The sequence below is a fragment of the Paenibacillus tianmuensis genome (assembly GCF_900100345.1).
GTDB classification, from domain to species: domain Bacteria; phylum Bacillota; class Bacilli; order Paenibacillales; family NBRC-103111; genus Paenibacillus_G; species Paenibacillus_G tianmuensis.
Genome location: NZ_FMTT01000031.1, coordinates 1 through 24384, shown reverse-complemented (window position 1 = coordinate 24384; position 24384 = coordinate 1). Strand labels below are relative to the sequence as shown.

The 24384-nt window shown below is 55.1% G+C and carries 17 protein-coding genes, 1 rRNA gene and 3 pseudogenes; 18 read left to right on the top strand and 3 right to left on the bottom strand.

Annotated elements, in window-relative coordinates:
* Nucleotides 1–25: 25 nt before the first annotated feature.
* Together BLO51_RS18715 and BLO51_RS18710 are read right to left on the bottom strand one after the other, a co-directional pair.
* A complete protein-coding gene (locus tag BLO51_RS18715) occupies nucleotides 26–235 on the bottom strand; it encodes a diguanylate cyclase (RefSeq protein WP_090674292.1) in 210 nt (69 codons plus the stop codon).
* Nucleotides 144–1121: a LytS/YhcK type 5TM receptor domain-containing protein gene (locus BLO51_RS18710; RefSeq protein ID WP_090674291.1), complete on the bottom strand. Its 978-nt coding sequence runs from the start codon at nucleotides 1119–1121 to the stop codon at nucleotides 144–146. Before BLO51_RS18710 ends, BLO51_RS18715 begins: the two co-directional genes overlap by 92 nt.
* A gap of 197 nt (nucleotides 1122–1318) precedes the next feature.
* Here BLO51_RS18710 and BLO51_RS18705 point away from each other — a divergent pair, with 197 nt between their 5' ends.
* The 7 genes from BLO51_RS18705 (at nucleotide 1319) to BLO51_RS18675 (ending at nucleotide 9772) form a co-directional block, all read left to right on the top strand.
* Nucleotides 1319–3823, top strand: a complete 2505-nt coding sequence (locus BLO51_RS18705) for a U32 family peptidase (protein ID WP_090674290.1) — start codon at nucleotides 1319–1321, stop codon at nucleotides 3821–3823.
* A 272-nt stretch (nucleotides 3824–4095) separates the two neighbouring features.
* Entirely contained in the window at nucleotides 4096–5166 is a 1071-nt protein-coding gene (locus BLO51_RS18700) for an ABC transporter ATP-binding protein (RefSeq protein ID WP_245719733.1), read from the top strand.
* On the top strand, nucleotides 5159–5872 hold the full coding sequence (locus BLO51_RS18695; RefSeq protein WP_090674289.1) for an ABC transporter permease subunit: 714 nt from the start codon (nucleotides 5159–5161) through the stop codon (nucleotides 5870–5872). Before BLO51_RS18700 ends, BLO51_RS18695 begins: the two co-directional genes overlap by 8 nt.
* A 61-nt stretch (nucleotides 5873–5933) precedes the next feature.
* Nucleotides 5934–7325 (top strand): GldG family protein, encoded by a 1392-nt coding sequence (locus BLO51_RS18690; RefSeq protein WP_090674288.1) that lies wholly within the window; start codon nucleotides 5934–5936, stop codon nucleotides 7323–7325.
* Complete coding sequence (locus BLO51_RS18685) at nucleotides 7322–8296, top strand: DUF4340 domain-containing protein (RefSeq protein ID WP_090674287.1); 975 nt, start codon at nucleotides 7322–7324, stop codon at nucleotides 8294–8296. Before BLO51_RS18690 ends, BLO51_RS18685 begins: the two co-directional genes overlap by 4 nt.
* 163 nt (nucleotides 8297–8459) lie before the next feature.
* A complete protein-coding gene (locus tag BLO51_RS18680) occupies nucleotides 8460–8684 on the top strand; it encodes a hypothetical protein (protein ID WP_090674285.1) in 225 nt (74 codons plus the stop codon).
* A 26-nt stretch (nucleotides 8685–8710) separates the two neighbouring features.
* Nucleotides 8711–9772 carry a spore coat protein gene (locus BLO51_RS18675; RefSeq protein WP_090674283.1) on the top strand — a complete coding sequence of 354 codons (1062 nt, stop codon included), beginning with the start codon at nucleotides 8711–8713 and terminating at the stop codon, nucleotides 9770–9772.
* 91 nt (nucleotides 9773–9863) lie between these two features.
* On the opposite strand, the pseudogene BLO51_RS18670 reads toward BLO51_RS18675, so the two are convergent.
* Nucleotides 9864–10236: pseudogene (locus BLO51_RS18670) on the bottom strand (VOC family protein).
* A gap of 181 nt (nucleotides 10237–10417) precedes the next feature.
* Here BLO51_RS18670 and BLO51_RS18665 point away from each other — a divergent pair.
* The 11 genes and pseudogenes from BLO51_RS18665 to BLO51_RS18615 all read left to right on the top strand — a co-directional run.
* Entirely contained in the window at nucleotides 10418–11122 is a 705-nt protein-coding gene (locus BLO51_RS18665; protein ID WP_090674342.1) for a response regulator transcription factor, read from the top strand.
* Complete coding sequence (locus tag BLO51_RS18660) at nucleotides 11119–12231, top strand: sensor histidine kinase (RefSeq protein WP_090674281.1); 1113 nt, start codon at nucleotides 11119–11121, stop codon at nucleotides 12229–12231. Before BLO51_RS18665 ends, BLO51_RS18660 begins: the two co-directional genes overlap by 4 nt.
* Nucleotides 12232–12339: 108 nt before the next feature.
* Complete coding sequence (locus tag BLO51_RS18655) at nucleotides 12340–13122, top strand: ABC transporter ATP-binding protein (RefSeq protein WP_090674279.1); 783 nt, start codon at nucleotides 12340–12342, stop codon at nucleotides 13120–13122.
* Entirely contained in the window at nucleotides 13097–15025 is a 1929-nt protein-coding gene (locus BLO51_RS18650; RefSeq protein WP_090674277.1) for an ABC transporter permease, read from the top strand. The genes BLO51_RS18655 and BLO51_RS18650 overlap by 26 nt, the downstream gene beginning before the upstream one ends.
* A gap of 128 nt (nucleotides 15026–15153) precedes the next feature.
* On the top strand, nucleotides 15154–15738 hold the full coding sequence (locus tag BLO51_RS18645; RefSeq protein WP_090674276.1) for a hypothetical protein: 585 nt from the start codon (nucleotides 15154–15156) through the stop codon (nucleotides 15736–15738).
* Between the two features lie 306 nt (nucleotides 15739–16044).
* Complete coding sequence (gene pcrB / locus BLO51_RS18640) at nucleotides 16045–16728, top strand: heptaprenylglyceryl phosphate synthase (protein ID WP_090674340.1); 684 nt, start codon at nucleotides 16045–16047, stop codon at nucleotides 16726–16728.
* Nucleotides 16729–16744: 16 nt separating this feature from the next.
* Nucleotides 16745–19057 carry a DNA helicase PcrA gene (gene pcrA / locus BLO51_RS18635; protein WP_090674274.1) on the top strand — a complete coding sequence of 771 codons (2313 nt, stop codon included), beginning with the start codon at nucleotides 16745–16747 and terminating at the stop codon, nucleotides 19055–19057.
* Nucleotides 19058–19105: 48 nt separating this feature from the next.
* Nucleotides 19106–20266: pseudogene (gene ligA / locus BLO51_RS18630) on the top strand (NAD-dependent DNA ligase LigA); the annotation flags it as partial.
* A gap of 627 nt (nucleotides 20267–20893) precedes the next feature.
* Entirely contained in the window at nucleotides 20894–22690 is a 1797-nt protein-coding gene (locus BLO51_RS18625) for a reverse transcriptase domain-containing protein (RefSeq protein ID WP_090674273.1), read from the top strand.
* 104 nt (nucleotides 22691–22794) lie between these two features.
* Nucleotides 22795–23652 (top strand): annotated as a pseudogene (locus tag BLO51_RS18620) (helix-hairpin-helix domain-containing protein); the annotation flags it as partial.
* A 424-nt stretch (nucleotides 23653–24076) separates the two neighbouring features.
* Nucleotides 24077–24384, top strand: a 16S ribosomal RNA gene (locus BLO51_RS18615); the annotation flags it as partial.

Sequence of the window (24384 nt, the reverse complement as noted above, 5' to 3'; positions counted from 1 at the left end):
ACAGGGCGAACGCCCTGTTTTTTTCTTAATCGGCCGCCTCGTCGGTGCTGCCATAGCATACCGTCCGGTTGCGGCCTTCGGCCTTGGCTTGATACAGCGCCCTATCCGCCAGATCGATCAATTGCTCGGGGGGTGCGGATGCGTCAGGCACGAGAGAAGCAAGCCCCAGGCTGACCGTGACACATTGGTTTTCGTCCGACGGTTTGCACGGCAAGGCGAGCCGTTCTACGGCCATCTGGATCACCTCCGCCCATTCGTAAGCTTCCGCTGCCTCTACCGTCAAGGCATACGAGCTTTTGCTCGATCAGCTCGGGCTGCGCTTTGCCGGACCGGATGTCCTGACAGTGCGTCCAGGCCGTATTGCGATTGTCGGGATGAAACAAGTCGTAGATCGACCGGCCGAGCAGTTCTTTTCTTGCGGCGGCCCGGAGCATCCGGACCCCTTTTTCGTTAATAAAGACGATAAGATCCTGGCTCAGCACAAAGGTGGCGTCCGGCGAAGCCGTAATGAGCCGTTTGTATCGCGCTTCGCTTTCCTGCAATTTCTTGGTCGATTCGTGGGCCCGGACAATGTAAAGAAAAGCATAGACGGACAGCAGTCCGACAACGGTGGATATGACCCAATGACAAGCGAGAACGCTCGCGAGCTGCTGCAGATCATGAAGATGGAGGTTCATGGAAACTGCGACGGACACGTAGAGCATCGCCACAGTATTGAGTAGCAGGAAACGCCGCAAGGACATGCCTTTGCGCCCCGCCAATATGCCGCAGGTAATGCCGATCAGCAGCATGAGGATCGCGGCGACTATGGAAGAATAGGACGGACCGAACAGGCCGATTCTTCCGGAAGTGATGACGATCGCGCTGACGACAGCGGAAATCGGCCCGCCCTGCATCGCGGCGACGACCGTCGGGATATGCCGCAGATCGACGATGACAGACTCGTTCAAGCGCACGCTGTAGATCATAAGCAGGATGCCCTGCAGCCCGAAGCAACCCCCTAACGCCGCCTTCATTTTCCATGAAGAAGACGGCCTCAGCCGGTAGTCTTTGAACAGTTGGCCGATGATAAAAAACGAGGTCACCAGCAGCGACGCATTCGTTATGAAATCTTTGAACATCGCGTCCTCCGAATCGGATCGTTTCGAACAAGTAGAGTACCTTCGATATTCGTCATAATCTGACAAAATTCCTCTTTATTCGTCATTTCCATATTATTGAGTTTTTGCGTTTGCTGGCAAGGGCTTGCCATGGTTTGTCTCCCCTGTTTCTGGTACACTAGGAGGAAAAGTGTTTTTTTCGGAGGAATGAATTCAACATGCGCGAACTTCGCAAATCAGATATCGAGCTGCTGGCGCCTGCGGGAGACTGGGATTGCCTGCGGGCTGCCGTGGCGAACGGGGCGGACGCCATCTTTTTCGGGGTCGAAAAATTCAATGCGCGGGCCCGGGCCAACAATTTTCATACGGATGAGCTGCCGGATATTATGTCGTTCCTACACCGCTATGGGGTGAAGGGCTTTTTGACGTTTAATATTTTAGTATTTGAAGAAGAGCTGGAGGATGCGAAATCCTTGATCGAGGCCTGTATCGATGCGGGCGTCGACGCGGTGATCGTGCAGGACCTAGGTCTGGTGAAAATGATCCGCGAGCTTTCGCCGGATTTCCCGATTCACGGTTCGACACAGATGACGATTACGTCGCCGGAGGCCGTCGAGTTCACGAAGCCGTTCGATATCGAGCGGGTCGTGCTCGGGCGGGAGAACAACCTGAAGCAAATCAAGCAGATCGGAGACCAGGCGAAGCTGCCGATGGAGGTATTCGTGCACGGGGCGCTGTGCGTTTCGTATTCCGGGCAGTGTCTGACCTCGGAGATGTGGGGCGGCCGTTCGGCGAACCGCGGCGAGTGCGCGCAGGCGTGCCGGTTGCCGTACGATCTGATGGTCGACGGAGAGCAGAAGCCGATGGGCGATGTGGCTTACCTGCTGTCGCCCAAAGATTTGGCGGCGCTGGAGCTTGTCCCGGAGCTGATCGAAGCGGGCGTTACCTCCTTCAAGATCGAAGGCCGGCTGAAGAGCCCGGAGTACGTGGCGAACGTTGTGTCTAAGTACCGGCGCGCGATCGACCGTTACTTAGACGGCGACAATCCGAAGCCGACGAAGGAAGAGCTGCGTGAGCTGGAGCAGAGCTTCTCGCGCGGGTTTACGCACGGATTTCTAAAGGGTACGAACAACAAACAGCTTGTGGAAGGCACGTATCCCAAGAGCCGGGGCGTATATGTAGGACGCGTGAAGCAGGTGCTGCGCGACGGCGTGCTGTGCGAGCTTGAGGCGCCGCTGAAGCGCGGGGACGGCATTTGCTTCGACGCGGGCGACCCGACGAAGAAGGAAGAAGGAGGCCGCGTCTACGATCTGCGCCGCAAAGGCGTGAAGCTGGAAGGCGAAGCGCCGGGCGGGCTGATCGAGATCGTGCCGGGACGCAGCGACGTCGATTTAGGCCGGGTGCATGTCGGCGACCGAATCTGGAAAACAAACGATCCGCACCTGGACAAGCGGCTGCGCCAGACGTTCGAGACGGACAAGCCGTACCGCGTCTTTCCGGTAAAGGTTAAGGTGACGGGAGCGGCCGGTCAGCCGCTGAAGAGCGTCTGGACCGACGTGGCGGCCGGGCATACCGTTACCGTTGAGTCGGAGCTGCCGCTGGTGCCTGCGGAGAAACGGCCGATGGATGCGGCGCTGTTCGAGGAGCAGTTCGGGCGGCTCGGTGGGACGATTTTTGCGCTGGAGGCCGTTGACGTGCATTTGAGCGGCGACTTGATCGTGCCGATGCGCGAGCTGAATCAAATGCGCCGTCAGGCGGCGGAGCAGTTGGTTGTGGAGCGTGAGCGCCGGCGCGCGTACATCAAGCGGCGCGCGGACGTCTATGGCGACGCGCCTGCGGCACCCGCAGCCGCTTCGAAGGCGCGGCCGTCGCTGACGGCGCTGTGCCGGAGCCTCGAGCAGGTGCAGGAAGCCTGTAAGCTGAACGTGGACCTCATCTATGCTGATTTCGAGTTCATCAAGCAGTTTCCGGCCGCCGTGGAAGCCGCTCGGGCCGCAGGGAAGCGCATCGCGCTGGCGACGCCACGCATTCACATGCCCGGCGAAACGGGTTATTTCAAAAACATTTTGAACCTCGGCCCCGATGCCGTGCTTGTGCGTAATACGGGCGCCGTTTATTGGTTCATGCGGTACTTTGCGGAGCATCCGGCAGAAGCGCGCCCTGAGCTAATCGGCGATTTCTCGCTGAATATCGCCAACCACAAGGCGGCGGCTTTGTTCGTGGAAGCTGGACTTCAGCGCGTGACGCCGTCCTACGACCTGAACATTCAGCAGATGATCGATCTGCTGCGCCGGACCGATACGTCGAAGCTGGAGATCGTTATCCACCAGCATCTGCCGATGTTCCACACCGAGCACTGCGTCTACTGTACATTCATGAGTCCGGGTACGGACTACACGAACTGCGGCCGCCCGTGCGAGGAGCAGCGGGCGTCGCTGCGCGACCGCGTCGGCTTCTCGCATCCGGTGCGGGTCGACGAAGGCTGCCGCAACACAGTGTACAACGCCATCGATCAATCGGGCGCGGAGTATCTCGCCAACTTTATGGAGCTTGGCGTATCTTCATACCGCGTCGAATTTCTAGAGGAAACGGCAGAGAAGGTGCGCGAGGTGCTTGGTCTCTATGACCGCGCCTTGCGCGGGGAGATCGGCGGCACGCAGGTGTGGAAGACGCTGAAAGCGACGAATCAGCTTGGCGTTACCCGCGGTCAGCTCGTAAAGTAAGCTTTTCGTTTATGGATATAGCATCGAAATAAATAAGCCTCGTCGCGTTATCTCGGGAACTTAGTCGTCTTGGGATCACGGCGAGGCTTTTTTGTTTGATGGATGGGTGGATGTAGAGGGATTGTTCACAATTTAGACACAAATTTTTAATCCAATTTTCAGCTTCGGTTAAGCTCCTATTATTGTTTCGTTTGTATATTGTTGTTGGTCTGTAAGCAGGTTAAGCGGCACGCAAGATGGAAATGGATGTTAGTAAGGAAACCATTTGTCAGATGGGAGGGTATGACGTGCTTGAGGTGAAACAAGTCAGTAAATTATATGAGAACCAAAGAGGGGTCCGGCACATCGACTTCTCGATGAACCGCGGAGAAATCGTCGGTTTCCTCGGACCGAACGGCGCCGGGAAAACGACGACGATGCGGATGATCACGGGCTACTTGAACCCGACGCACGGCACGATCACGATTGACGGAATGTCCATGGCGGACCATCCGAAGAAGGCGCGGCAGCAGATCGGGTATTTGCCCGAGACGCCGCCGCTGTACCCTGAAATGAGCGTTAGGGCGTACTTGCAGTTTATCGCGGATCTGCGCGGCATTCCGGTGAGGGAGCAGAAGCAGCGCATCGGCGGAGTGATCGAGCGGCTTGGTCTGGAAGGGCGCGAGCGGCAAATTATCCGCAGCCTGTCCAAGGGCTACAAGCAGCGGATCGGTCTCGCCCAGGCGATTCTGCATAACCCGGACCTGCTCGTGCTTGACGAGCCGACGTCCGGCCTCGACCCGAAGCAGATTATCGAGATTCGCCAGCTCATTCGCGAGCTGGGCGAGAATCATACCGTGCTGCTCAGCACGCACATTTTGCCGGAGATCAACACGCTGTGTAATCGGGTGCTGATCATCAACCAAGGCAGCATCGTGCTGGACGGCCAGCCCGATCAGCTTGCGAATACGATGGGCGAGACGTTCGAGGTCTCGCTTGAAGTCAAGGGCCCGCGCGAAGCGGTGCTGGCTGAGCTGCGGGACACTCCCGGCGTAGGCAGCGTTCGGGAGCTTACGGGCGAACCGACCGCGTTGGCCGACGCGGAAGCAGCGGCGCCAGACACAGCCGTCACCGCTGAAGGCGAAACGGTTAAAGTCGTTGTCGCCTCGGCGGACAAGACGGACATTCGTGAAACGTTGTTTTACCGGATGGCCGATAAACGCTATCCGATTGTGTCGATGAAGAAGGAGAGCCTCAGTCTGGAGGACATCTTCCTGAAGCTGACGACGAACGAGTCACTGGATTCAGCGGCCGCGGACGGCGGCCCAACACCGGAAGCAGAGGAGGCGATTCCTCATGCGTAGAACGTTGGCTATAGCCAAGAAAGAGCTGCAGATGTATTTTTACTCGCCGATCGCTTATGCGGCGTTTGCATTCTTTTTCGTCATTGCCGGGTACTTCTTCAGCGTGAACTTTTTGTACCCGCCTTATATTGTCGACGTTCGGCCGATTTTCGGCACCGTTGTGTTCATTTTCCTGTTCATCATTCCGCTGCTTACGATGCGTCTCGTATCCGACGAGCTGCGGATGGGCACGGACGAACTGCTGTTAACGTCGCCTGCAAGCATTTCGGAGATCGTGATCGGCAAATATTTGGCGGCGCTCGTTGTCCAACTGCTGCTGGTCGTCGGCAGCCTGATCTATCCGCTGATTCTGAGCGCTTACGGCACCTTGGACCAGCCTGTGCTGTGGATGTCTTATCTCGCGATGTTCCTGCTTGGAGCAGCCATGATGTCCGTCGGCCTGTTCGCTTCTTCGCTGTCCGCGCACCAGATGGTTTCGGGGATCGCGTGCTTTGTGCTTCTGTTCGTGTTCTGGACGATCGAATGGCTGGGCGATACCATCGGCGGCAAAGTCAAGGACTACCTCGGCACTTTCTCGATCGTCGGCCGGACCGTGGATTTTCAGAAAGGCGTGCTTGATTTTGCCGATGTTCTTTTCTATGTGACGTTCATTGCGGTGTTCGTCGTACTCAGCATTCAAGTGCTTGAAAGAAAACGGTGGAGGTAAGCGCAAGTCCGAGCTTCCGCGCACCTGCGGAAGAAGTCCAAGCAGAAGGGGGAAAGGCAAAGTGAACAAGTGGATTCGCGGCACGAACGCGACCGTGCTGTCGCTGGCGGTCATCGGCATTTTCATCGTGCTGACCATTTTTCTGAATTCGGTCAAGGGCCTTCAGGTCGACCTTACGCAAAATAAAAAATTTACGCTGTCCGATCAGACGACCCAGACGCTTCAGGTGCTGGATAAAGACGTGCGCATCATATCGCTGACAAGCGATCAAACCGATCCGTACATCAAGCGCCAAGTCGTCGACCTGGTGCAGGAGTACAAGAAACGAAACGGTAAGATTACGCTCGACGAATACGATCTGATCAAACAGCCAGCGATCGCCAAGCAGTACGAGGTGGACCCGTCGGGGACACTTGTGGTGGAAAGCGGTACCCAGAAGAAAACGATCTATTATTACGATATGTTTCTGCCCGGGCAGCAGCCGGGCCAGTACAGTTTCAGCGGCGAGGAGAAGCTGACGCAGGCGCTGGTCAATCTGAACAGCAAGGAGAAGAGCAAGGTCTACTTCCTTTCCGGGCATAACGAAATTCCACTCAGCCGAATGAACCTGTGGCGGAGCGGTCTTGAAGGCGAGAACTATGAGGTGAAGGACCTTAACCTGCTGCGCGAGGGCAAAATCCCGGATGACGCCAGCACGCTGTTCATCATCGGACCGGAAAACGATGTCAGCGACAAGGAAGCTGAGCTGATCAAGACGTATTTGAACGGCAAGGGCAAGCTGTATCTGGCGCTCGGCTTCAATAAAGATATGGAAACAAATTGGAAAAATATTGACGGGATCATGGCGGCTTACGGCATTAAAGACCAGCATGCCGTCGCGATCGAACCGAAGCAGAGCATGCTGTACGATCCGCTCACGATCATTCCGGAATACGGCAGCCATACCATTACGAGCAAGCTGCAGCAGTACAATCTGCTGACGATGATGACCTTGGCCGTCCCGCTGAACGCGGATCAGCCTGTAGCGGACTTCCCGGCAACGTCGATTCTTAAGACGACGAATCAAGCCTACGGCGAGACCGACCTGAAGACGCTCGCCAACAGCAGCCGCAGCACCATGGAAGCCAATGACGTGAAGGGCCCGCTCAACCTCGGTTACGTCGTCGAGGATAAGGACAAGAAGCCGAAGGCCGTCGTACTCGGCGGTTCGACGTTGTTCGACGACCGCGTCATCGCGCAGCAGGGCAACCGCGACTTTGCGCTGAATACGGTCGGTTGGCTGCAGGAGCAGCAAAATCAAGTCACGATTCGTCCGCGCGAAGGCGACGCCATCCAGACGGCGATGCTAACCGCAGGGCAGGGGAATATGATTTTCTACGGCACGGTGCTGGTCTTCCCATTCCTCTTCCTGATCGCGGGTGGCGTGATTTGGTGGAGGAGGAGAAAAGGATGAAGCGGTTCATTCCGACGCTCGTTCTGGTACTTATCTGCATCGGAGGCTTCTGGTACGCATCGAGTCAGGACTTCTTCAAAGAGAAGAAGCCGGAAGCGCCGGCGCTTGTCACGGTGAAGAAGGAAGATGTGGCGAGCTACACGATCAAAAACGGCGATACCGTCATCGAAATGCAGCAGAAGGACGGCAAATGGGCGATGACCAAGCCGTCCCCGCTTCCGCTGAACGACTATGCTCCCGGAGCCTGGGTCGATTCGTTCAACGGGGCCAAGAAAGAAAAAACCGTCGACGCGAACCCGACCGACCTGGCTCAATTCGGGCTCGACAAGCCGAAGCAGGAGTTTACGGTAAACCTCGCCGGCGGCTCGACGAATATGCTGTCCGTAGGCGACATGACGGCCGTTCAAGGATTTTATTACGCGAAGTTCAATTCTTCGCCGGAAGTGTTCCAGTTTAGCGAGTCTACGGTGAATGCGCTCGCGAAGCAGCAGACTGATTTTATGGAAAAGAGTCCGGTCAAGCTGAACTACGAGCAGGTTCGCTCGCTGACAGTCGATTGGAAAGGCCAGGCTTGGACGATCACCAAGACGGAGCCGGACAAGAAGTCGTACGAGGCGGTCTGGAAGCTCGGCGACAAGGAGTTCAAGGGCGCCGAAGCGAGCCAGTTTTTGGATAAAACGGCGTTTCTGACTTCGGAGCAGCCGGCCAAACGAACCACCGAGATCAAGGGGCTGGATAAGCCGGGGCTGCGGATGGAGATTAAGGAAGCCGATGCGTCCGCCGGAGGCAAGGAAGGTTCTTCCGTTTACGTCGGAGCCGTCGAGGGCGATAACGTCTGGATCGCGAAGCAGGGCGGAGAATGGGCCTTCGCCGTTCCGTCCGAGAGCATTCAGGAGCTGGCCGATTTGAGCAAGAAGGAGCCGGCCAAGCCGGAGGCTCCCCAAGGAGAGGCGCCGAAGGAGCAGAAATAAAGCAATAGGACGCCTGTCGGGACTCACAGTCCCGGTATGGCGTCCTTTTTGATTTTACGGAGATCATTGGCATGGTTGGTTAGGACCGAAAAATAAATTGGGTAGTCATACATATTTTCCCACCATCCGGGAAATCTAATGCCAACAAGGAAGGAGGATTTGGATGATTTCAGGTCAACAGCAAGGGACGGTCAGCACGAAGGAGCTCGCCTATATTACGGACAGCCTTAAAAACGAGGGACTGCTCGCCAAAATTGCAGCTCAAGGCGTAGCCGAAAGCCAGAATCCACAGCTGAAGCAGAAGCTGGCGCAAATTGCGCAGGACCGTTTGCAGAGTACGGACCAACTGCTCCGTACGCTGCAGCAGCAAACGCAAACTACCCACTAGGGCAACCATAAGGAGGTGCGGTAAACATGTATCAGCAAAACTTCTCCGGTCTCCAGCCGGCACAGACCCAGCCAATTCACTTTCATTTGAACGAACAGGATGTCGCCAACCTCGTCTTGTCCGAGCTTAAGCGCACGGCCCGCGAGTATACGACCGCTGCATTGGAGGCGACGCATCCGGCGGTTCGCCAAACTTTTGTATCGTTGACGCAAAAGACACTACAGGATCAGGCCGAGCTGTACAACGTTTTGTCTCAATCGGGCGGATACGGCTCCATAAGCATGGCTTCCCAGCAAGAAGTACAGCAGGAGCTCCAGCAGCAGCTTCGCAAGACCGAGCAGCTCCATTCGGTCGTTCAACAGGCGGTACAGGCCGCCTATGCAGGCGGCAGCCTGTACGCGCAAAGCGCCCATCAGCAGACGCAGGCTTACCCGCAAGCCCAGCAGCCGGTTTACCAAGCGCCGGTGCATCCGACGGGCTATCCGTCCGGTAGCGCGACTGCGACTTCCTCGACTGCATCGCCTTACGGCAGCAGCTTTACTGCATTCCCGAGCGGCACTTACGGCCAGACGTCCGGCTCCGGCTTCAGTCATACGACGACCGGTTCGAGCTCTTACGGTTCAAGCACCGGCACAACGGTCGGTTCAAGTTTAACCGGCACGGGGACGGGTCAAACGAGCGGAGCAAGCGCCCATAATCCGGGCCTCAGTCAAGCAGTCAGTTCGAGCTTCGGGAGCTCGCTTTCCTCCTCTGCCGGGGCGCATAGCAACGAATATGGCGTGAAATCCTCCGTTACCGGGACGGACAACCAAGACTATTTCTCGGCCCGGTCGGTTCAAGATTATAACAATAATAAATACAGCAGCGGACAGGAGACTTACAGCGCCGGGACTACGTCCTCGCAAGAGACAAGCTATGCCCCGTCGTCTTCCGTCCGCCCTGCCGGCGGCAGCTCCAGCTTTGGCAGCGTCTCCTCGGGAGTCGAAGCGCCAACGTCAAGTCAAGCTTCCATATCCGGCTCGTACCGCAATAAAACGCAGTCGCATTCCCAACAAGGTACGACCCATAGCAGCAAATATATGATGTAAGGCGCTCTGGCCCGGACCGGACCTTCCAGGTTCCGCCGGGCTTTTTTCTGCGTACGGTTTTATTTCCGGCAAAGGCTGCCCGAGCAGCATTTCACGTCAGCCGCTGAACGAACTCAAGACGGTTGCCGAACGGGTCCAGGCAGTGAAAGCGGAGAACGCCTTCCAGCGGCACGTCCTCCCGGATGACGATTCCCTTTTCCGATAACGCTTGCTTAAGCTTTCCGATATCCTTGACCTGAAAAGCCGGATGCGCTTTCGACGCAGGAGCGAAGTCGGTCTGCGCCGATATGCACCTCATGGGGGCCGCAGCCGAACCATACGCCGCCGCGCGCCTGGAGCAGTACGGGCTTCGGAATTTCCCGCATTCCCAGCAGTTCTCCGTAAAAAGCCCGCGCTTCTTTTTCGCATCCGTCCGGCGCGGCCAATTGAACATGGTCAATCCCTGTATATTCGTGAGCTTTCATGACAGATGGCTCCTTTATTGAAGTTTCATATAATGAAACTTAATTTCATTAAATGATACGAATTTATCATATACGATTTTGATTTTCATGTATATAGAGCCGCATCGAGCGCTGTTAACCCAGCCTTGCCAAAAAAGGGTATAATATTTTCCGTAGCGACTTGGAGAGGAGACTTGGGATGATGTATCGTATTCTGATTGTGGAGGATGACGATAAGATTGCCAGTATCCTTCAGGAATACTTGGAAAAGTACGGGTACGAAGCGCTTCGCACGACCGACTATAAACATATCAAGGACGCGTTCCTTCAGCATAAGCCCGAGCTTGTGCTGCTCGATATCAACTTGCCTAGTTACGACGGCTTCTATTGGTGCCGTCAGATTCGCACCGTCTCCAGCGTGCCGATCTTGTTCATGTCCGCGCGAGTCGGGGAAATGGACCAGATCATGGCCATTGAGAACGGCGGCGACGATTACATAACGAAGCCGTTTCATTCGGAAGTCGTCATGGCGAAGGTCAAAAGCGCTCTGCGCCGCGCCTATGGGGAATATGCGCAGGTGCAAACCGGACGCGAGCTGACGGAGCTGAACGGCTTGTTCGTCGACCGGACCCGAAGCTCGGCCGAATGGCAGGGGCGCAAAGTGGACCTCAGCCGCAACGAGCTGCTGCTTCTGGATCTTTTGCTGAAGCAGGCGGGAGAAGTCGTGTCCCGCGAACGACTGCTTGAGGCGCTGTGGGACGATATCGATTTCGTTGACGACAATACGCTGACGGTGAATGTCACAAGGGTGCGCAAAAAATTGGAGGAGCTAGGCATCACGCACGCCATCGAAACGATCCGCGGCCAAGGCTACCGGCTTCAATCTTCCTGGGAGGGCGAAGGATGAACTTCCGCGACTTTTTGGCCGACCGCATCGGATTTATCGTCGTTTATTGGATCAATGTGATCTTGATCGCAGCAGTCGTGCAGCTGGACCTGCTGGGCAAAAACGTTTCGCTCGACGAAAGCAATATCGCCTACATGGCGTTATTATCGGCAGCAGGACTCGCCGCTTTCTTGAGCTTGGACTATATCCGGCAGCGCGGGTATTTCCAAGGCCTTCGGAGTCTGAAGCAAAGCGGGCTGAGCGGCCGCAACCCTAAGGCTATGGAAGGCGTTATAAGCCTGTCTACGGGCGGCGTTACCCGGGAGCAGCGGATCGCCGTAGAGCTGCTGTTGGAATTATACGGCGCTTATACCGACCGGCTCGAGAAGCACCGGATTTCCCAAGATCAGCACCAAACGTTCGTTCGGTTATGGGTGCATCAAATGAAAACGCCAGTGTCCATCATCAGACTGCTGACCGAGCAGCCGTACGCCGCGCCGAAGGAAGCGCCCCAACGTCCTGTTGGGGCAGTGCTGGAGAGCATCCAGGAAGAAAACGAAAAGCTGCGTCAAGGCCTCGACATGATGCTGCACACGGCACGGCTTGAGAAGTTCGAAGCGGATCTTCGCATGCAGAAGGTCGACCTGCTGCAAGCGGCGCGCCATGTCATTAACGAGCATAAGAAGGCATGCATCCGCTACCGGATATATCCGAAGCTGATTGCCAGCCATGAAGCGTGCTACATCGATACGGATGACAAGTGGCTGGGCATCATTTTGCATCAAATCGTCTCGAATGCGATTAAATATTCCAAAAGCAAGCACGACGGCAGCAAATCGCTGATCATGACGATTACGAAGGACGGCAGCGGCTGTCATGCCGTATTTCAGGACGAAGGGATCGGCATTGCCGAGCAGGATCTTCCGCGGGTGTTCGATCCTTTTTTTACCGGCGAGAACGGCAGGCTTGTCGCCGAATCGACCGGCATGGGGCTGTTTGTCGCCAAGGAAGCGTGCCGGAGGCTCGGACACCGGCTCGAGATCGAATCGAAGCTCGGGGAAGGAACGACCGTCCGCCTTCATTTTCCGCGCAGCGGAGCGCTGCACGAAGGGCTGCTGCCCCTTAGGTGACAGTGTTGTAAGAAAACAGGATCGCGATGTAAGGTGAATCGATGGCTTGATCGGCGGAACCTTCGTATACTACAGGCAGAGTGAAGTGATCAAAGGAGGACCCGCATCGTGACTACTGTACTGAAGACGGACGCCTTGTCCAAAATATACGGCAGCGCCGGCAAAGGCGTCGTTTATAAAGCGCTCGAGCATATCTCACTGGAAATCGAACGGGGAGAATTCACCGGCATTATGGGGCCGTCGGGCAGCGGCAAGACGACGCTGCTCAATCTGCTCGCCACCATCGACAAACCGACCTCGGGGCATATTGAAATCAACGGCACCGACCCGGCGAGGCTGAACAACAAGCAGCTGGCTTTATTCCGCCGCCGCGAGCTCGGCTTCGTATTTCAAGATTTCAACCTGCTGGAGACGCTCTCGATCAAAGAAAACATCATTTTGCCGCTCGTGCTGGAAGGGACGAAGCCGTCCGAGATCGAGCGGCGCGTGGCGGAAATTGCCGAGGTTCTCGGCATCACCCCGATTTTGTCCAAACGGACGTACGAGGTATCCGGAGGGCAGCAGCAGCGCACGGCCATTGCGCGGGCGATCATTCACCGTCCGTCGATGCTGCTGGCCGACGAACTGACGGGCAATCTGGATTCGAAGGCGGCCAAAGACGTGATGGAGTCGCTGCGCAGCCTTAATGAGGAGCGGGACGTTACCATCCTGATGGTGACGCACGACCCGTTCGCCGCCAGCTACTGCAAGCGGGTTGTGTTCATTAAGGATGGCAGATTGTTCTCGGAAATTCGCCGCGGCGCGAACCGCCAAGCCTTTTTTCAACAAATCTTGGACAGCTTAAGCGTGCTGGGAGGGAACTTCGATGAACTTCCGACAGCTCGCCCTTAAAAATATTCAAGGCAATTGGCACCGGTACGTCGCATTTTTTCTAAGCAGCACTTTTTCCGTTATGGTCTTCTATATGTTCGGTGCTTTCATCTATCATCCCGAAGTCGCCAACGGGCAAATCAGAGCGGCAAATATGGTGAAAGAAGTGCTCTTCGCCTGCCAGATTCTGATCGTCGTCTTCTCGTTTTTTTTCGTGCTGTACGCCAGCTTTGCTTTTCTCAAGACGCGCAAGAAAGAATTCGGATTGCTTACCTTGTTCGGAATGACCCGTTCGCAGATCAGCCGGCTGATGTTTTACGAGCAGATGATGATCGGCTTGCTGTCGGTCGGCGTCGGAATCGGCGCCGGTATGCTGTTCTCGAAGCTGTTCTTTTTGGCTATTGCGCGTTTGCTCCAAACGGATAGTCCGCTCAGCTTCATCGTACCACCCCAGGCGCTGCTTCAGACGGTCGTCGGATTTCTGGCCTTGTTTCTCGCGATGACCCTGTTTGCGATGTTCAGCGTCGGCCGCAGCCAGATCATCACGCTTCTGCGGGCGGCCAAGCAGCCGAAGAAGCCTCCCGTAGCTTCGCCGTGGCTGACTGCCTTAGCGGTACTATGCCTCGGAAGCGGATATTACTTAGCTTTCACGACCTCGCTGAAGCTTATTTTGGTGCTCATGCTGCCAATCATTTTTTTAACTGTGCTCGGCACCTATTTCCTGTTCACGCAGGCGAGCGTGGCGATTATTCACAGACTGCAGCGCATGACGGGCCTATACTACAACAGGACGAATTTAATTGCCATCTCGCAGCTTGCGTTCAAAATGAAAGACAACGCGCGCACGCTGTTCGTCGTTTCGGTTTTAAGCGCGGTCATTTTGACAGCATCAGGCACGATTTACGTGTTTTATAAGAACAGCGACAAGCAGGTGATGGAGCAGTTTCCGAATACGATAAGCTTTACCGAACAAGGGCTCAATGCTCCTAAAGGGATCGGCCCCGAGAAGATCAAGGCCGTATTGGCCGCCGAAAGAGCGAGCTTAGCTAAAGAATTGAAAATCGTAGGCGTTCAGGTCCCGCTTATGCTGGACGGCTCCCGCGCATTGGATACGAAGGCGTTGCTGATATCGGAATTCGATTATAATCGGGCGGCGGAAGGAATCGAGTATACAGCCCCGCTTCAGATCGCGCCGGGGCATGCCGTATTCAGTTATCCATACAGGAATTCCGACGTTAAGCTAATGGATAAGGGTTCGCAGCGGACAGTTCAATTGGACGGGCAATCCTGGGCGTTGGAGATGGACGGGCAGGTAACGGGAGGCGTGATCAACCTGCTTGGGGAACCGCTAGGGCTGCTCGTGGTCAATGACGGGGAATATGCCCAGATGATGGGCAAGGTGCCTGACGACCGGAAGCTTGTCTATTACGGCTTTGATTTGAACCGCTGGCAGGAGCATATCGCCACAGTGGAGAAAGTAAAGCAGTCCGTTCCCGAAGAGCAGCGGAAAAAGTTGTTCAGCCCCGCCTCCATCTACGCCGCGAACAAACAAAGCTCGGCATTATCGCTGCTTATCGGTTTGTTCGTCAGCTTCCTGTTTTTTGTCGCCTCGGCGAGCATGCTGTATTTCAAGCTGTTCACCGAGCTGCAGGACGATGACAACCAATATCGCGCACTTATGCGGATCGGGATGTCTGTATCTGAAGTCCGGCGGATCATTAACGTGCAGATCGGCCTGCTGTTCCTGCTCCCGGTTGTCGTAGGCGCGGCTCACGCGGCTTTCGCTTACAAGACGCTGGCTAATTTGCTCTCGATGAACATATGGTCTTACGGGGCGCTGGTCATTTCCATTTTTGCCGTGCTGCAATTTGGATATTTCCTGCTTACCCGCCGCGCTTACATGGCCCAGATGAAGAGCTTGTAAGCGATGGGCAAGACGCGTAACCCTCATAAGCAAGGCATTGCCTGGGCCTCCTCCGCAAGCTTGGTATATTTTTTCGTTTTTGAACCATAATACGAAAAAAAAGCCAACACGGAAGGGGCATCATCCGGGTGAAAATCATCGTCACACTGCTTCTGGCCGCGGCGCTTCTGTGCGGCTGCACAAGGGAGCCCGATCGCCACGCTACCGATATGAAGACGCTGCAAAAAACGGTCGGCCGCGAGCGGCTGCTTCAGACATTCAGCCAAATCGAGCCCCCGCCGATGGGAAAAGAAATCATGAACAAGTCCGATCAAGAGATCATCGCTTGGATTAAGCAAGTGGACGACTGGACGCATAAAGTGCTGTCTTCGCCGGTTACCGGGGAGATGGACGAGCACGCCATGCGCGAGATGCAGACACAGCTGGGAAAAGTATATACGCCCGACATGGCGCGGCGGATGATCGATTACTTTTACCGCCGGGACCCACGGATCGGAACGTACCAAGCGAACAGCACCAAGGCCATGCTGGGCCTGCGCAGCGAATGGGGGCAGTACGAGCTGCATAAAGCGCAGCCGGCCGAGGGACAGTACAAGCTCAGCCTGACCGGCAGGTCGAAGCAGGATTACAGCGAATCCGTCATGCATCATGAGTCAGCCTACAGCGTGCAAGGCGACCGATTGATCGTCAGCGAATTCAAGACCCGCTCTTAAACCGCTCAAACAGCTTTATTTACAGCAGACTGGTGACTATTACACGCCGGTCTGTTTTTTGTTTGCCGACTATGGAAAAAGGTTCCGGCCAAGCGTCCGAGGCAGACGAACAAGCATTCCTATTCCTTGCTTGTTTTATGGTATAATAGGAAGAAGAGCCGTTCCCCGCAGGCTTCATTGACACCGGGCACAGGCTCGCATAGACTTGACTTGAGACAGGTTGAATCAGCTCCGTACGTTCCTTTTCCGGGGGGCGGCGGGCTTGCCGCGTTTAACGGACAGGAGGCAATTTCTTTGCATTTGCGTATGGAAGAATGGAAGCATGTGTTTAAACTTGACCCGGACCGGGAGATCGGCGACGAAGCGCTTGAGCGCATCTGCCTCTCCGGCACCGATGCGGTGATGGTCGGAGGCTCGTCTGGCGTCACCTTCGACAACACCGTCGACTTGCTGGCGCGCATCCGCCGGTATGAAGTGCCATGCGTCTTGGAAGTGTCGGACACGGAAGCGATCGTACCGGGGTTTGACTTGTTTATGATCCCGATCGTGCTGAACGCTGGAGACACGCAGTGGATCGTCGGGCGCCATCAGCAGGCGCTGAAGGAATACGGCGCGATTCTGGATTGGGACCAGCTCGTTCCCGAAGGCTACATTATATTGAACGGCGATTCCACGGCGGCCAAGCTGACCGAAGCCAACGTACGGCTCGACGCGAAAGATGTGGAGGCCTATGCCCGCATCGCCGACCGCTTGTTCCGCTGCCCGATCGTTTATTTAGAGTACAGCGGCGCGTTCGGCGATATGGAGCTGGTCGGCTGGGTGAAGCGGCTGCTTTCCCAGTCGCGGCTGTTTTACGGCGGAGGCATCGACAGCCCGGAGAAAGCGCGCGAGGCGGCCAAGGCGGCGCATACCGTCGTCGTAGGCAACGCGGTATACGATGATCTCGATCGGGCGCTCGCTACGGTCCCGGCGGTAATGGAAATGCGGTAGAAAGGAAATAAGAATCATGATTAACGAACCTATCGATATACACAAAGCGATTCAAAAGCTCAACCCGCAGCAAAGACGCGCCGTTGAAGCGACGGACGGACCTCTGCTGATCATGGCCGGGGCGGGCAGCGGCAAAACCCGCGTGCTGACGCACCGGATCGCTTATTTGATCGCGACGCGCAAAGCGGCGCCGTGGAGCATTTTGGCCATTACGTTCACGAACAAAGCGGCGAGGGAGATGCAGGAGCGCGTCAGCGCCCTCGTCGGCCCGCAGGGGCAGGATATTTGGGTATCCACCTTCCACTCGATGTGCGTGCGTATTTTGCGTCGGGACATCTCGCGGATCGGCTTCACGTCGAATTTTACGATTCTCGATTCGGGCGACCAGTTGTCCGTGGTCAAAAACTGCATGAAAGAGCTGAACATCGATTCGAAAAAATTCGAGCCCAAAGCGGTCCAGGCCGCCATCAGCAACGCCAAGAACGAGCTGCTGACACCAGAGAAATTCGAGCGCAAGATCGGCGATTACTTCGACGGCATCGTCGCCAAAGTATACTCGTCCTACCAGCGCAAGCTGAAGGCCAACAACTCGCTTGATTTCGACGATCTGATCATGACCACGATCGAGCTGTTCCAGCAAGTGCCCGAGGTGCTCGATTTTTATCAGAACAAGTTTCAGTACCTTCATGTCGACGAATACCAGGATACGAACCGCGCCCAGTATATGCTGTGCCGGATGCTGGCCGACAAATACAAGCGCATTTGCGTCGTCGGCGACAGTGACCAGTCGATTTACCGCTGGCGCGGGGCCGATATCAGCAACATTCTCGATTTCGAAAAAGATTACCCGAACGCCACCACCATTTTGCTCGAGCAAAATTACCGCTCGACCTCGAACATCTTGAACGCCGCGAATAAAGTGATCGCCAACAACACCGGACGCAAGCCGAAGAACCTGTGGACCGACAAGGGTGAAGGGCAGAAAATCCGGCTTTACCAAGCCGATTCCGAGCATGAGGAAGGCTATTTTATCACCGGCGAAATCCGCAAAAACGTGGACAAAGGTCGCCGGTTCAGCGACCATGCCATATTGTACCGCACGAACGCGCAGTCCCGGGTTGTCGAGGAAATTTTGATCAAATCCGATATTCCTTATCAGATCGTCGGCGGCATCAAGTTCTACGATCGCAAAGAGATCAAGGACATTCTCGGCTACCTGCGGCTCATCTCGAACCCGGACGACGATATCAGCTTTGCGCGGATCGTCAATGTGCCGAAGCGGGGCATCGGGGATACGACGGTCGAGCGGCTGGGGGCAGCGGCGGGGCAATTCGGCGTATCGATGTTTGCGATGCTGGAGAACGTGGACAGCATGGAGATCGGCGCCAAAGCCCGCAATGCGCTGGCCGATTTCCGTGACATGATCGAGAACCTGTACCGGATGGTCGATTATTTGTCGGTCACCGAGCTGACGGAGAAAATACTCGAAATGAGCGGCTACCGCGAGGAACTGAAGCGGGAAAACACGATCGAGTCGCAGGCGCGGCTGGAGAACATCGACGAGTTCCTGTCCGTAACGATGGAGTTCGAGAAGCGCAACGAGGATAAATCTCTCGTATCCTTCCTGACCGATCTGGCGCTGATCGCCGACATTGACTCCATGAATCAGGACCCGGAAGCAGGAAAACAGGGCGTCGTGCTCATGACGATGCACAGCGCCAAAGGACTCGAGTTCCCCGTCGTCTTCGTCATTGGCCTTGAGGAAGGCGTATTCCCGCACAGCCGGGCCTTGATGGACAACGAGGAACTGGAGGAGGAGCGGCGCCTCGCTTACGTCGGCATTACCCGCGCCGAGGAGGAGCTGTTCCTTACGTGCGCCCGGATGCGCACGCTGTTCGGACGGACGACGGCGAACGCGCCGTCCCGGTTCCTTCAGGAGCTCCCGCAGGAGCTCCTGGAGACCGTTCGCGCCGGCGGCGGCTTCGGCCGCGGCGGAGCGGCAACCCCGGCGTGGGCCGGCGGCGAACGCCGCTTCGGCAGCGCCGGAGGCTTCGGCGGCGCGCCCGCACAGGCGGGCCGCACGCCCGTGAGCTTCCGCAGCGGCCCGGCCGCCGCCGCGGGAAGCGCAGCGCCCAAAGCCGCGGCCCCCGCGGCGCAGGCGACCGACTTTGCCATGGGCGACAAAGTGTCGCATGGCAAGTGGGGCACCGGCGTCGTCGTCGCCATCAAGGGCTCGGGCGATGACACCGAGCTGCAGATCGCTTTCCCGGCCCCCGTGGGCGTCAAGCGGCTGCTGGCCAAATTTGCGCCGATCACCAAGCAGAGCTAAATCGCCAGACAACTTTATATCCCGTAGCCATGAGAGGATGAACTTCCGATGCCGGACGCTTTGGAAACGATGAAGACGCTCATCGAAGAGATCAATAAACACAATTACGCATACTACACGCTGGACCAGCCTTCTCTCACAGATGCCGAATACGACCCGCTCTATGATAAGCTGGTTCAACTGGAAGCGGAAACCGGCACCGTGCTGCCTTACTCGCCCACGCAGCGGGTAGGCGGCGAACTGCTCAAAGGGTTCGATCCGCATCGGCACCTGGCCCGCCTCTGGAGCTTGGATAAGGCGCAAAATCACGACGATTTAATGGCGTGGCATACGCGCGTCCAAAAGCTCGTGAACGACTACAATACGCAGCATCCGGACGATCCGCTGCCGCCTTTATCCTTTGTCGTGGAATTGAAATTCGACGGCCTGACGCTGAATCTGACCTACGACCACGGCGAGCTCGTGCAGGCGGCTACCCGCGGCAACGGCGTCGTCGGCGAAGGGATTCTCGCCAATGTCAAGACGATCCGTTCCGTGCCGCTGCGCATTCCATATACCGATGGGATTATCGAAGTACAGGGCGAGGGAATAATGAACTTGTCCGTGCTCGAAGCCTATAACGCGACCGCGGCCGAACCGCTCAAAAACGCGCGCAACGCCGCCGCAGGCGCCCTCCGCAACCTGAATCCGAAGGTGACGGCGGAGCGCAAGCTCAACGCTTATTTTTACAACATCGGCTATGCCGACTCTTTGCAAGTTCAGAATCATCAGGAAATGGTCGGCTTTTTGCGCGACAACCAGTTCAAAGTCAGCCCGTTCGTCGAATTCGTCGACAGCATCGACGCGGTGGAGGAAGAGCTGGAGAAGCTGGTCGCTATGCGCAATACGCTTGATTTTCTGATCGACGGACTGGTCGTAAAAATAACGGATATGCGCACCCGTGAAGTACTCGGATATACCAACAAATTCCCGCGGTGGGCCGTAGCCTATAAGTTCGAAGCCGAAGAAGCCGTGACGACGCTGCTCGACGTGAGCTGGAACGTGGGCCGGACCGGCAAAGTGACGCCGCTCGCCCAAGTCGAAGCCGTTGATATCGGCGGTGTGACCGTACAGAACTGTACGCTGAACAACATGGACGACATCGAACGCAAAAATTTAAAATACGGCTTAGGCAGTCTCGTCTACATCCGCCGTTCTAACGACGTCATCGTGCGCCCATAAAGGCGCTTCAGCAGAATCTGCCTCGCAAGCAGCAGGCCAGCCATCATAGCCTGTCACCAGCCAACTTATCTTGGAGGGAAACCGAAGAGGGAGTGTAGCATGTTGGTCAAAGCACTAAGTCGCCTAACTACCATGGCGCTACTGAAGTGCAAGGTGAAAAGTTACAGACGAGGATGAAGGTTGAATTACTTGAATGCCAGTCCAAGCAGGGTTAACGTTCCCTCCGACCAGGTAGGCGCGAAAGTCGGACAGCTGAGATACGCCGATTGGGATGACATTGGTGTATACTGGATTAACTAATGGGATTACTTAGTTAATCAGAGGTCAAAAGCTGGGCAAGCTCAATCAGAGCTAAAGGACGAACGGCACATCCGACACTGTAACGCGCGTGTCTCTGAAGCGTAAATGGGGATCACCTAAGTTGGGTGTATTTTCGCTCAATATGGTGACAGAGTCCTCGTAGTAGTCCGAAGTGGTAAGGTGGTGGTGTCAGAACATATGGTGACATATGTTCTCCACCTGAACGGGGGTAGCGCCCCTAGGGAGAGCCCACTACATGGCGAAGGAGGACAGCTTTGTCCAGTTTAATACGAAAGGGAAAGGGGCGAGAGGCTCTTGAGAATTCCTGAAGTAGTGTTAAACAGTCTAGCTTCCAAATCGAAAGATAAGGATTACAAGTATCGTGATCTGTACAGAAACCTGTACAATCCTGAGTTTTACCTAAGAGCGTATCAGAAGGTTGCTTCGAAAGAGGGCAACATGACAGCGGGGTCAGATGGGCAAACCATTGACGGCATGAGTACTAAGAGAATTAATGACCTCATCTCTAAGATTAGAGACGAATCGTACCAGCCAAACCCCGCTCGGAGGAAATATATCCCTAAGAAAAACGGTGGCAAAAGACCATTAGGGATTCCCTCCACGGACGATAAGCTTGTTCAGGAAGTCGTGAGAATGGTACTAGAGGCTATCTACGAAGGTAGTTTCAAAGACTCCTCGCATGGATTCAGACCGAACAGAAGCTGTCACACAGCGCTTAAACAAGTTAAAAATCTGTTCACTGGAGTAAGATGGTTTGTAGAAGGCGACATTAAAGGATTCTTCGACAACATCGACCATGCTACACTAATCGTAATCCTTAGAAAACGAATTGAAGATGAGAAATTTATTCGATTAATCTGGAAATTCCTTAGAGCAGGTTACTTGGAGGACTGGGAATATCACGGCACCTACAGCGGGACACCTCAAGGGGGTATCGTGAGTCCGATCTTGGCGAACATCTACCTAAATGAATTTGACAGGTACATAAGCAAATACCAGAAGGAATTCAACGCTGGCAAAGAACGGAAGAGGAATCCGGAGTATCGGCTTATCGAAGGTAGACGAAGATCATATCAACGGACGCTTGAGAAAAATAAGGATATCTGGGACGAAGCCAAAAAGGCGGAGTACACAGAAGAAATCAATCGGATAAACGAAAGAATCAAGGTCATTCCAGCCTTAGACCCAATGGATGAAGAGTTCAGAAGATTCGTCTACGTAAGATACGCGGATGACTTCCTGATCGGCATCATCGGTTCTAAGCAAGAGGCGGAGAAGGTTAGAGAAGATGCGGCGCTCTTCCTAAAGGAGAAGCTTAAACTCGAACTATCCATGGAAAAAACCTTGATTACCCACTCATCAAAATTCGCAAAATTCTTGGGGTATGGCATCTCGGTACAACGAGATACATCGTTTAGTGAACACGGAAGAACTAGAAACTACAAACCTTACCTTCTTCTACCCAAGTCAGCTTGGGAAGGCAAGCTAAGAAGCTTGGGAGCGCTAGTAACCAAGGATGACGGGTCGTGGAAATCCATCCATAGACAGTATCTAATCGATAACGACGACCTTGAGATCGTTAGCATTTACAACTCTGAGATAAGAGGGTTGTGCAACTATTATCGTCTTGCCAACAACGTCAGTGTTCTCAACCAGTTCCACTACATCATGGAATACAGCATGTATAAAACATTCGCGAGGAAGTATCAAATCTCGGTTCGTCAGATTCTTGACAAATACAGGATTAACGGAAAATTCGCGGTGAAATACATGACAAAGAAGGGTGAGAAGATTAGATTCTTTCTCAACGAAAGCTTCTCAAAACATGAGAACCCGCTCGCAGATCCAGACGTTGACAAAGAACCTAATACACTGATCTACTCGGGCAGATCGAGCCTGGTTGACCGATTGCTAGCGAACAAATGCGAATGGTGCGAAGCAGAAACCGAAATCGAAATGCACCACGTAAGAAAGCTCAAGGACCTAAAAGGTAAAGCAAGATGGGAACAATTCATGATTGCGAGAAGAAGAAAGACTCTCGCTCTCTGTAGAAAGTGTCACGATGACTTAAACGCCGGAAGACTAGATTGACAAAGTGGCGAGCCGTATACTCTGAGAGGAGTACGTACGGTTCTGGAGGGAGTCTTTGGAAACCTACCGCGTACACGCGGCAAGGCGCCGGGGGCTTACCTCATCCGGAGATTCTGGGCAAAGTGACTGAGGAAGCCGACGGAAGCGAAATCGTGCCTCCGTCGGTATGTCCTTCGTGCGGACACGATCTGGAGAAAAAGGGTCCGCATCTGTTCTGTACGAATAAGGTGGACTGCCGTCCGCAGCTTGTCGGGCGCATTGCCCATTTCGCCTCCCGCGATGCGATGGACATCGAGACGTTCAGCGAGAAGACGGCCGAGCAGCTCTACGATTCGCTCGGCGTACGCGACCCGTCCGATCTGTACTATTTGACCTTCGACGATTTGATCAAGCTTGAGCGCTTCGGGACGAAGAAGGCCGAGAATTTGATCGCCGCCTTCGAGAAAAGCAAGCAGCCCGATTTGGCATCGTTCCTATATGCCCTCGGCATTTCGAATACGGGCAAGACGACAACCAAGGAGCTTGCGGAGCATTACCGCAGTCTCGAGAAGCTGATGCAGGCGGAGCCGGAGGAGCTGATCACGCTGCCGGATATCGGCAGTATCGTTGCAGAGAGCATCGTCGGCTTTTTCCGCGATCAGGCGATGCAGCGAAGCATTGAGCGATTGCTAGCCGCCGGTATACAGCCGGTCAGCGAAGAAGCGCCTGCGGTCGTCGACGAAAGCAGTCTGTTTTTCGGCAAAACGGTCGTCTTAACGGGTACGCTCACCACCATGGGACGGGACGAAGCCGCCAAGAAGCTGGAGAAGCTGGGCGCCAAGGTGACCGGTAGCGTGTCGAGGAAGACCGATATCGTCATCGCCGGAGAGAACGCCGGCAGCAAGCTGACCAAAGCCCAAGAGCTGGGTATCCGTATTATTGATAACGAAGAGGAGCTGCGGCAGCTGTTAGGAGACGTCTAATCACTTTTCACGCTGTGCAGCACGAAACCGCCGGTTCCGGAAAAGGAGCGCGGCGGTTTTTCGTTCTCAGAAAGAGCTATGGAATGCCCGCTAAAAAGTGCGCCGCTTGCCGAGGAATGGACCCGATTTACAATTGCCAAAATTTGTGGTTGCATTCGACCCGACATCTGTGATACATTATTGCTTGTCGCCGCGAGAGGCAGTTAGCCTTGAACGAGCGGACGACGAAAAAAAGTAGTTGCAAAGCTCGTCCTGATGTGATAAGATTAGATCTTGTCACGGCAGAACAGAATAGTGACAAAAGCTCTTTGAAAACTGAACAAATGAGAACGAAATGCCAAGCGTAACAAGCATTTGAGCTTAATCGGCTCTGTTCGATAAACAAGCGCTTCGCCCGGCTTCGGCTAAGTGAAGACGCGAAACTTTATTGGAGAGTTTGATCCTGGCTCAGGACGAACGCTGGCGGCGTGCCTAATACATGCAAGTCGAGCGGGCTTTGCCTTCGGGTAAAGCTAGCGGCGGACGGGTGAGTAACACGTAGGCAACCTGCCTGTAAGGCTGGGATAACTACCGGAAACGGTAGCTAAGACCGGATAAGTGGTCTTCTCGCATGAGGAGATCAAGAAACACGGGGCAACCTGTGGCTTACAGATGGGCCTGCGGCGCATTAGCTAGTTGGTGGGGTAACGGCTCACCAAGGCGACGATGCGTAGCCGACCTGAGAGGGTGATC

Coding starts and splice junctions, on each gene's coding strand:
- BLO51_RS18700 (WP_245719733.1), top strand. CDS start 4,096: ATGGGAGGGTATGACGTGCTTGAGGTGAAACAAGTCAGTAAATTATAT.
- BLO51_RS18650 (WP_090674277.1), top strand. CDS start 13,097: ATGAACTTCCGACAGCTCGCCCTTAAAAATATTCAAGGCAATTGGCAC.
- BLO51_RS18695 (WP_090674289.1), top strand. CDS start 5,159: ATGCGTAGAACGTTGGCTATAGCCAAGAAAGAGCTGCAGATGTATTTT.
- BLO51_RS18660 (WP_090674281.1), top strand. CDS start 11,119: ATGAACTTCCGCGACTTTTTGGCCGACCGCATCGGATTTATCGTCGTT.
- pcrB (WP_090674340.1), top strand. CDS start 16,045: ATGGAAGAATGGAAGCATGTGTTTAAACTTGACCCGGACCGGGAGATC.
- BLO51_RS18665 (WP_090674342.1), top strand. CDS start 10,418: ATGTATCGTATTCTGATTGTGGAGGATGACGATAAGATTGCCAGTATC.
- BLO51_RS18710 (WP_090674291.1), bottom strand. CDS start 1,121: ATGTTCAAAGATTTCATAACGAATGCGTCGCTGCTGGTGACCTCGTTT.
- BLO51_RS18715 (WP_090674292.1), bottom strand. CDS start 235: ATGGCCGTAGAACGGCTCGCCTTGCCGTGCAAACCGTCGGACGAAAAC.
- pcrA (WP_090674274.1), top strand. CDS start 16,745: ATGATTAACGAACCTATCGATATACACAAAGCGATTCAAAAGCTCAAC.
- BLO51_RS18685 (WP_090674287.1), top strand. CDS start 7,322: ATGAAGCGGTTCATTCCGACGCTCGTTCTGGTACTTATCTGCATCGGA.
- BLO51_RS18680 (WP_090674285.1), top strand. CDS start 8,460: ATGATTTCAGGTCAACAGCAAGGGACGGTCAGCACGAAGGAGCTCGCC.
- BLO51_RS18705 (WP_090674290.1), top strand. CDS start 1,319: ATGCGCGAACTTCGCAAATCAGATATCGAGCTGCTGGCGCCTGCGGGA.
- BLO51_RS18675 (WP_090674283.1), top strand. CDS start 8,711: ATGTATCAGCAAAACTTCTCCGGTCTCCAGCCGGCACAGACCCAGCCA.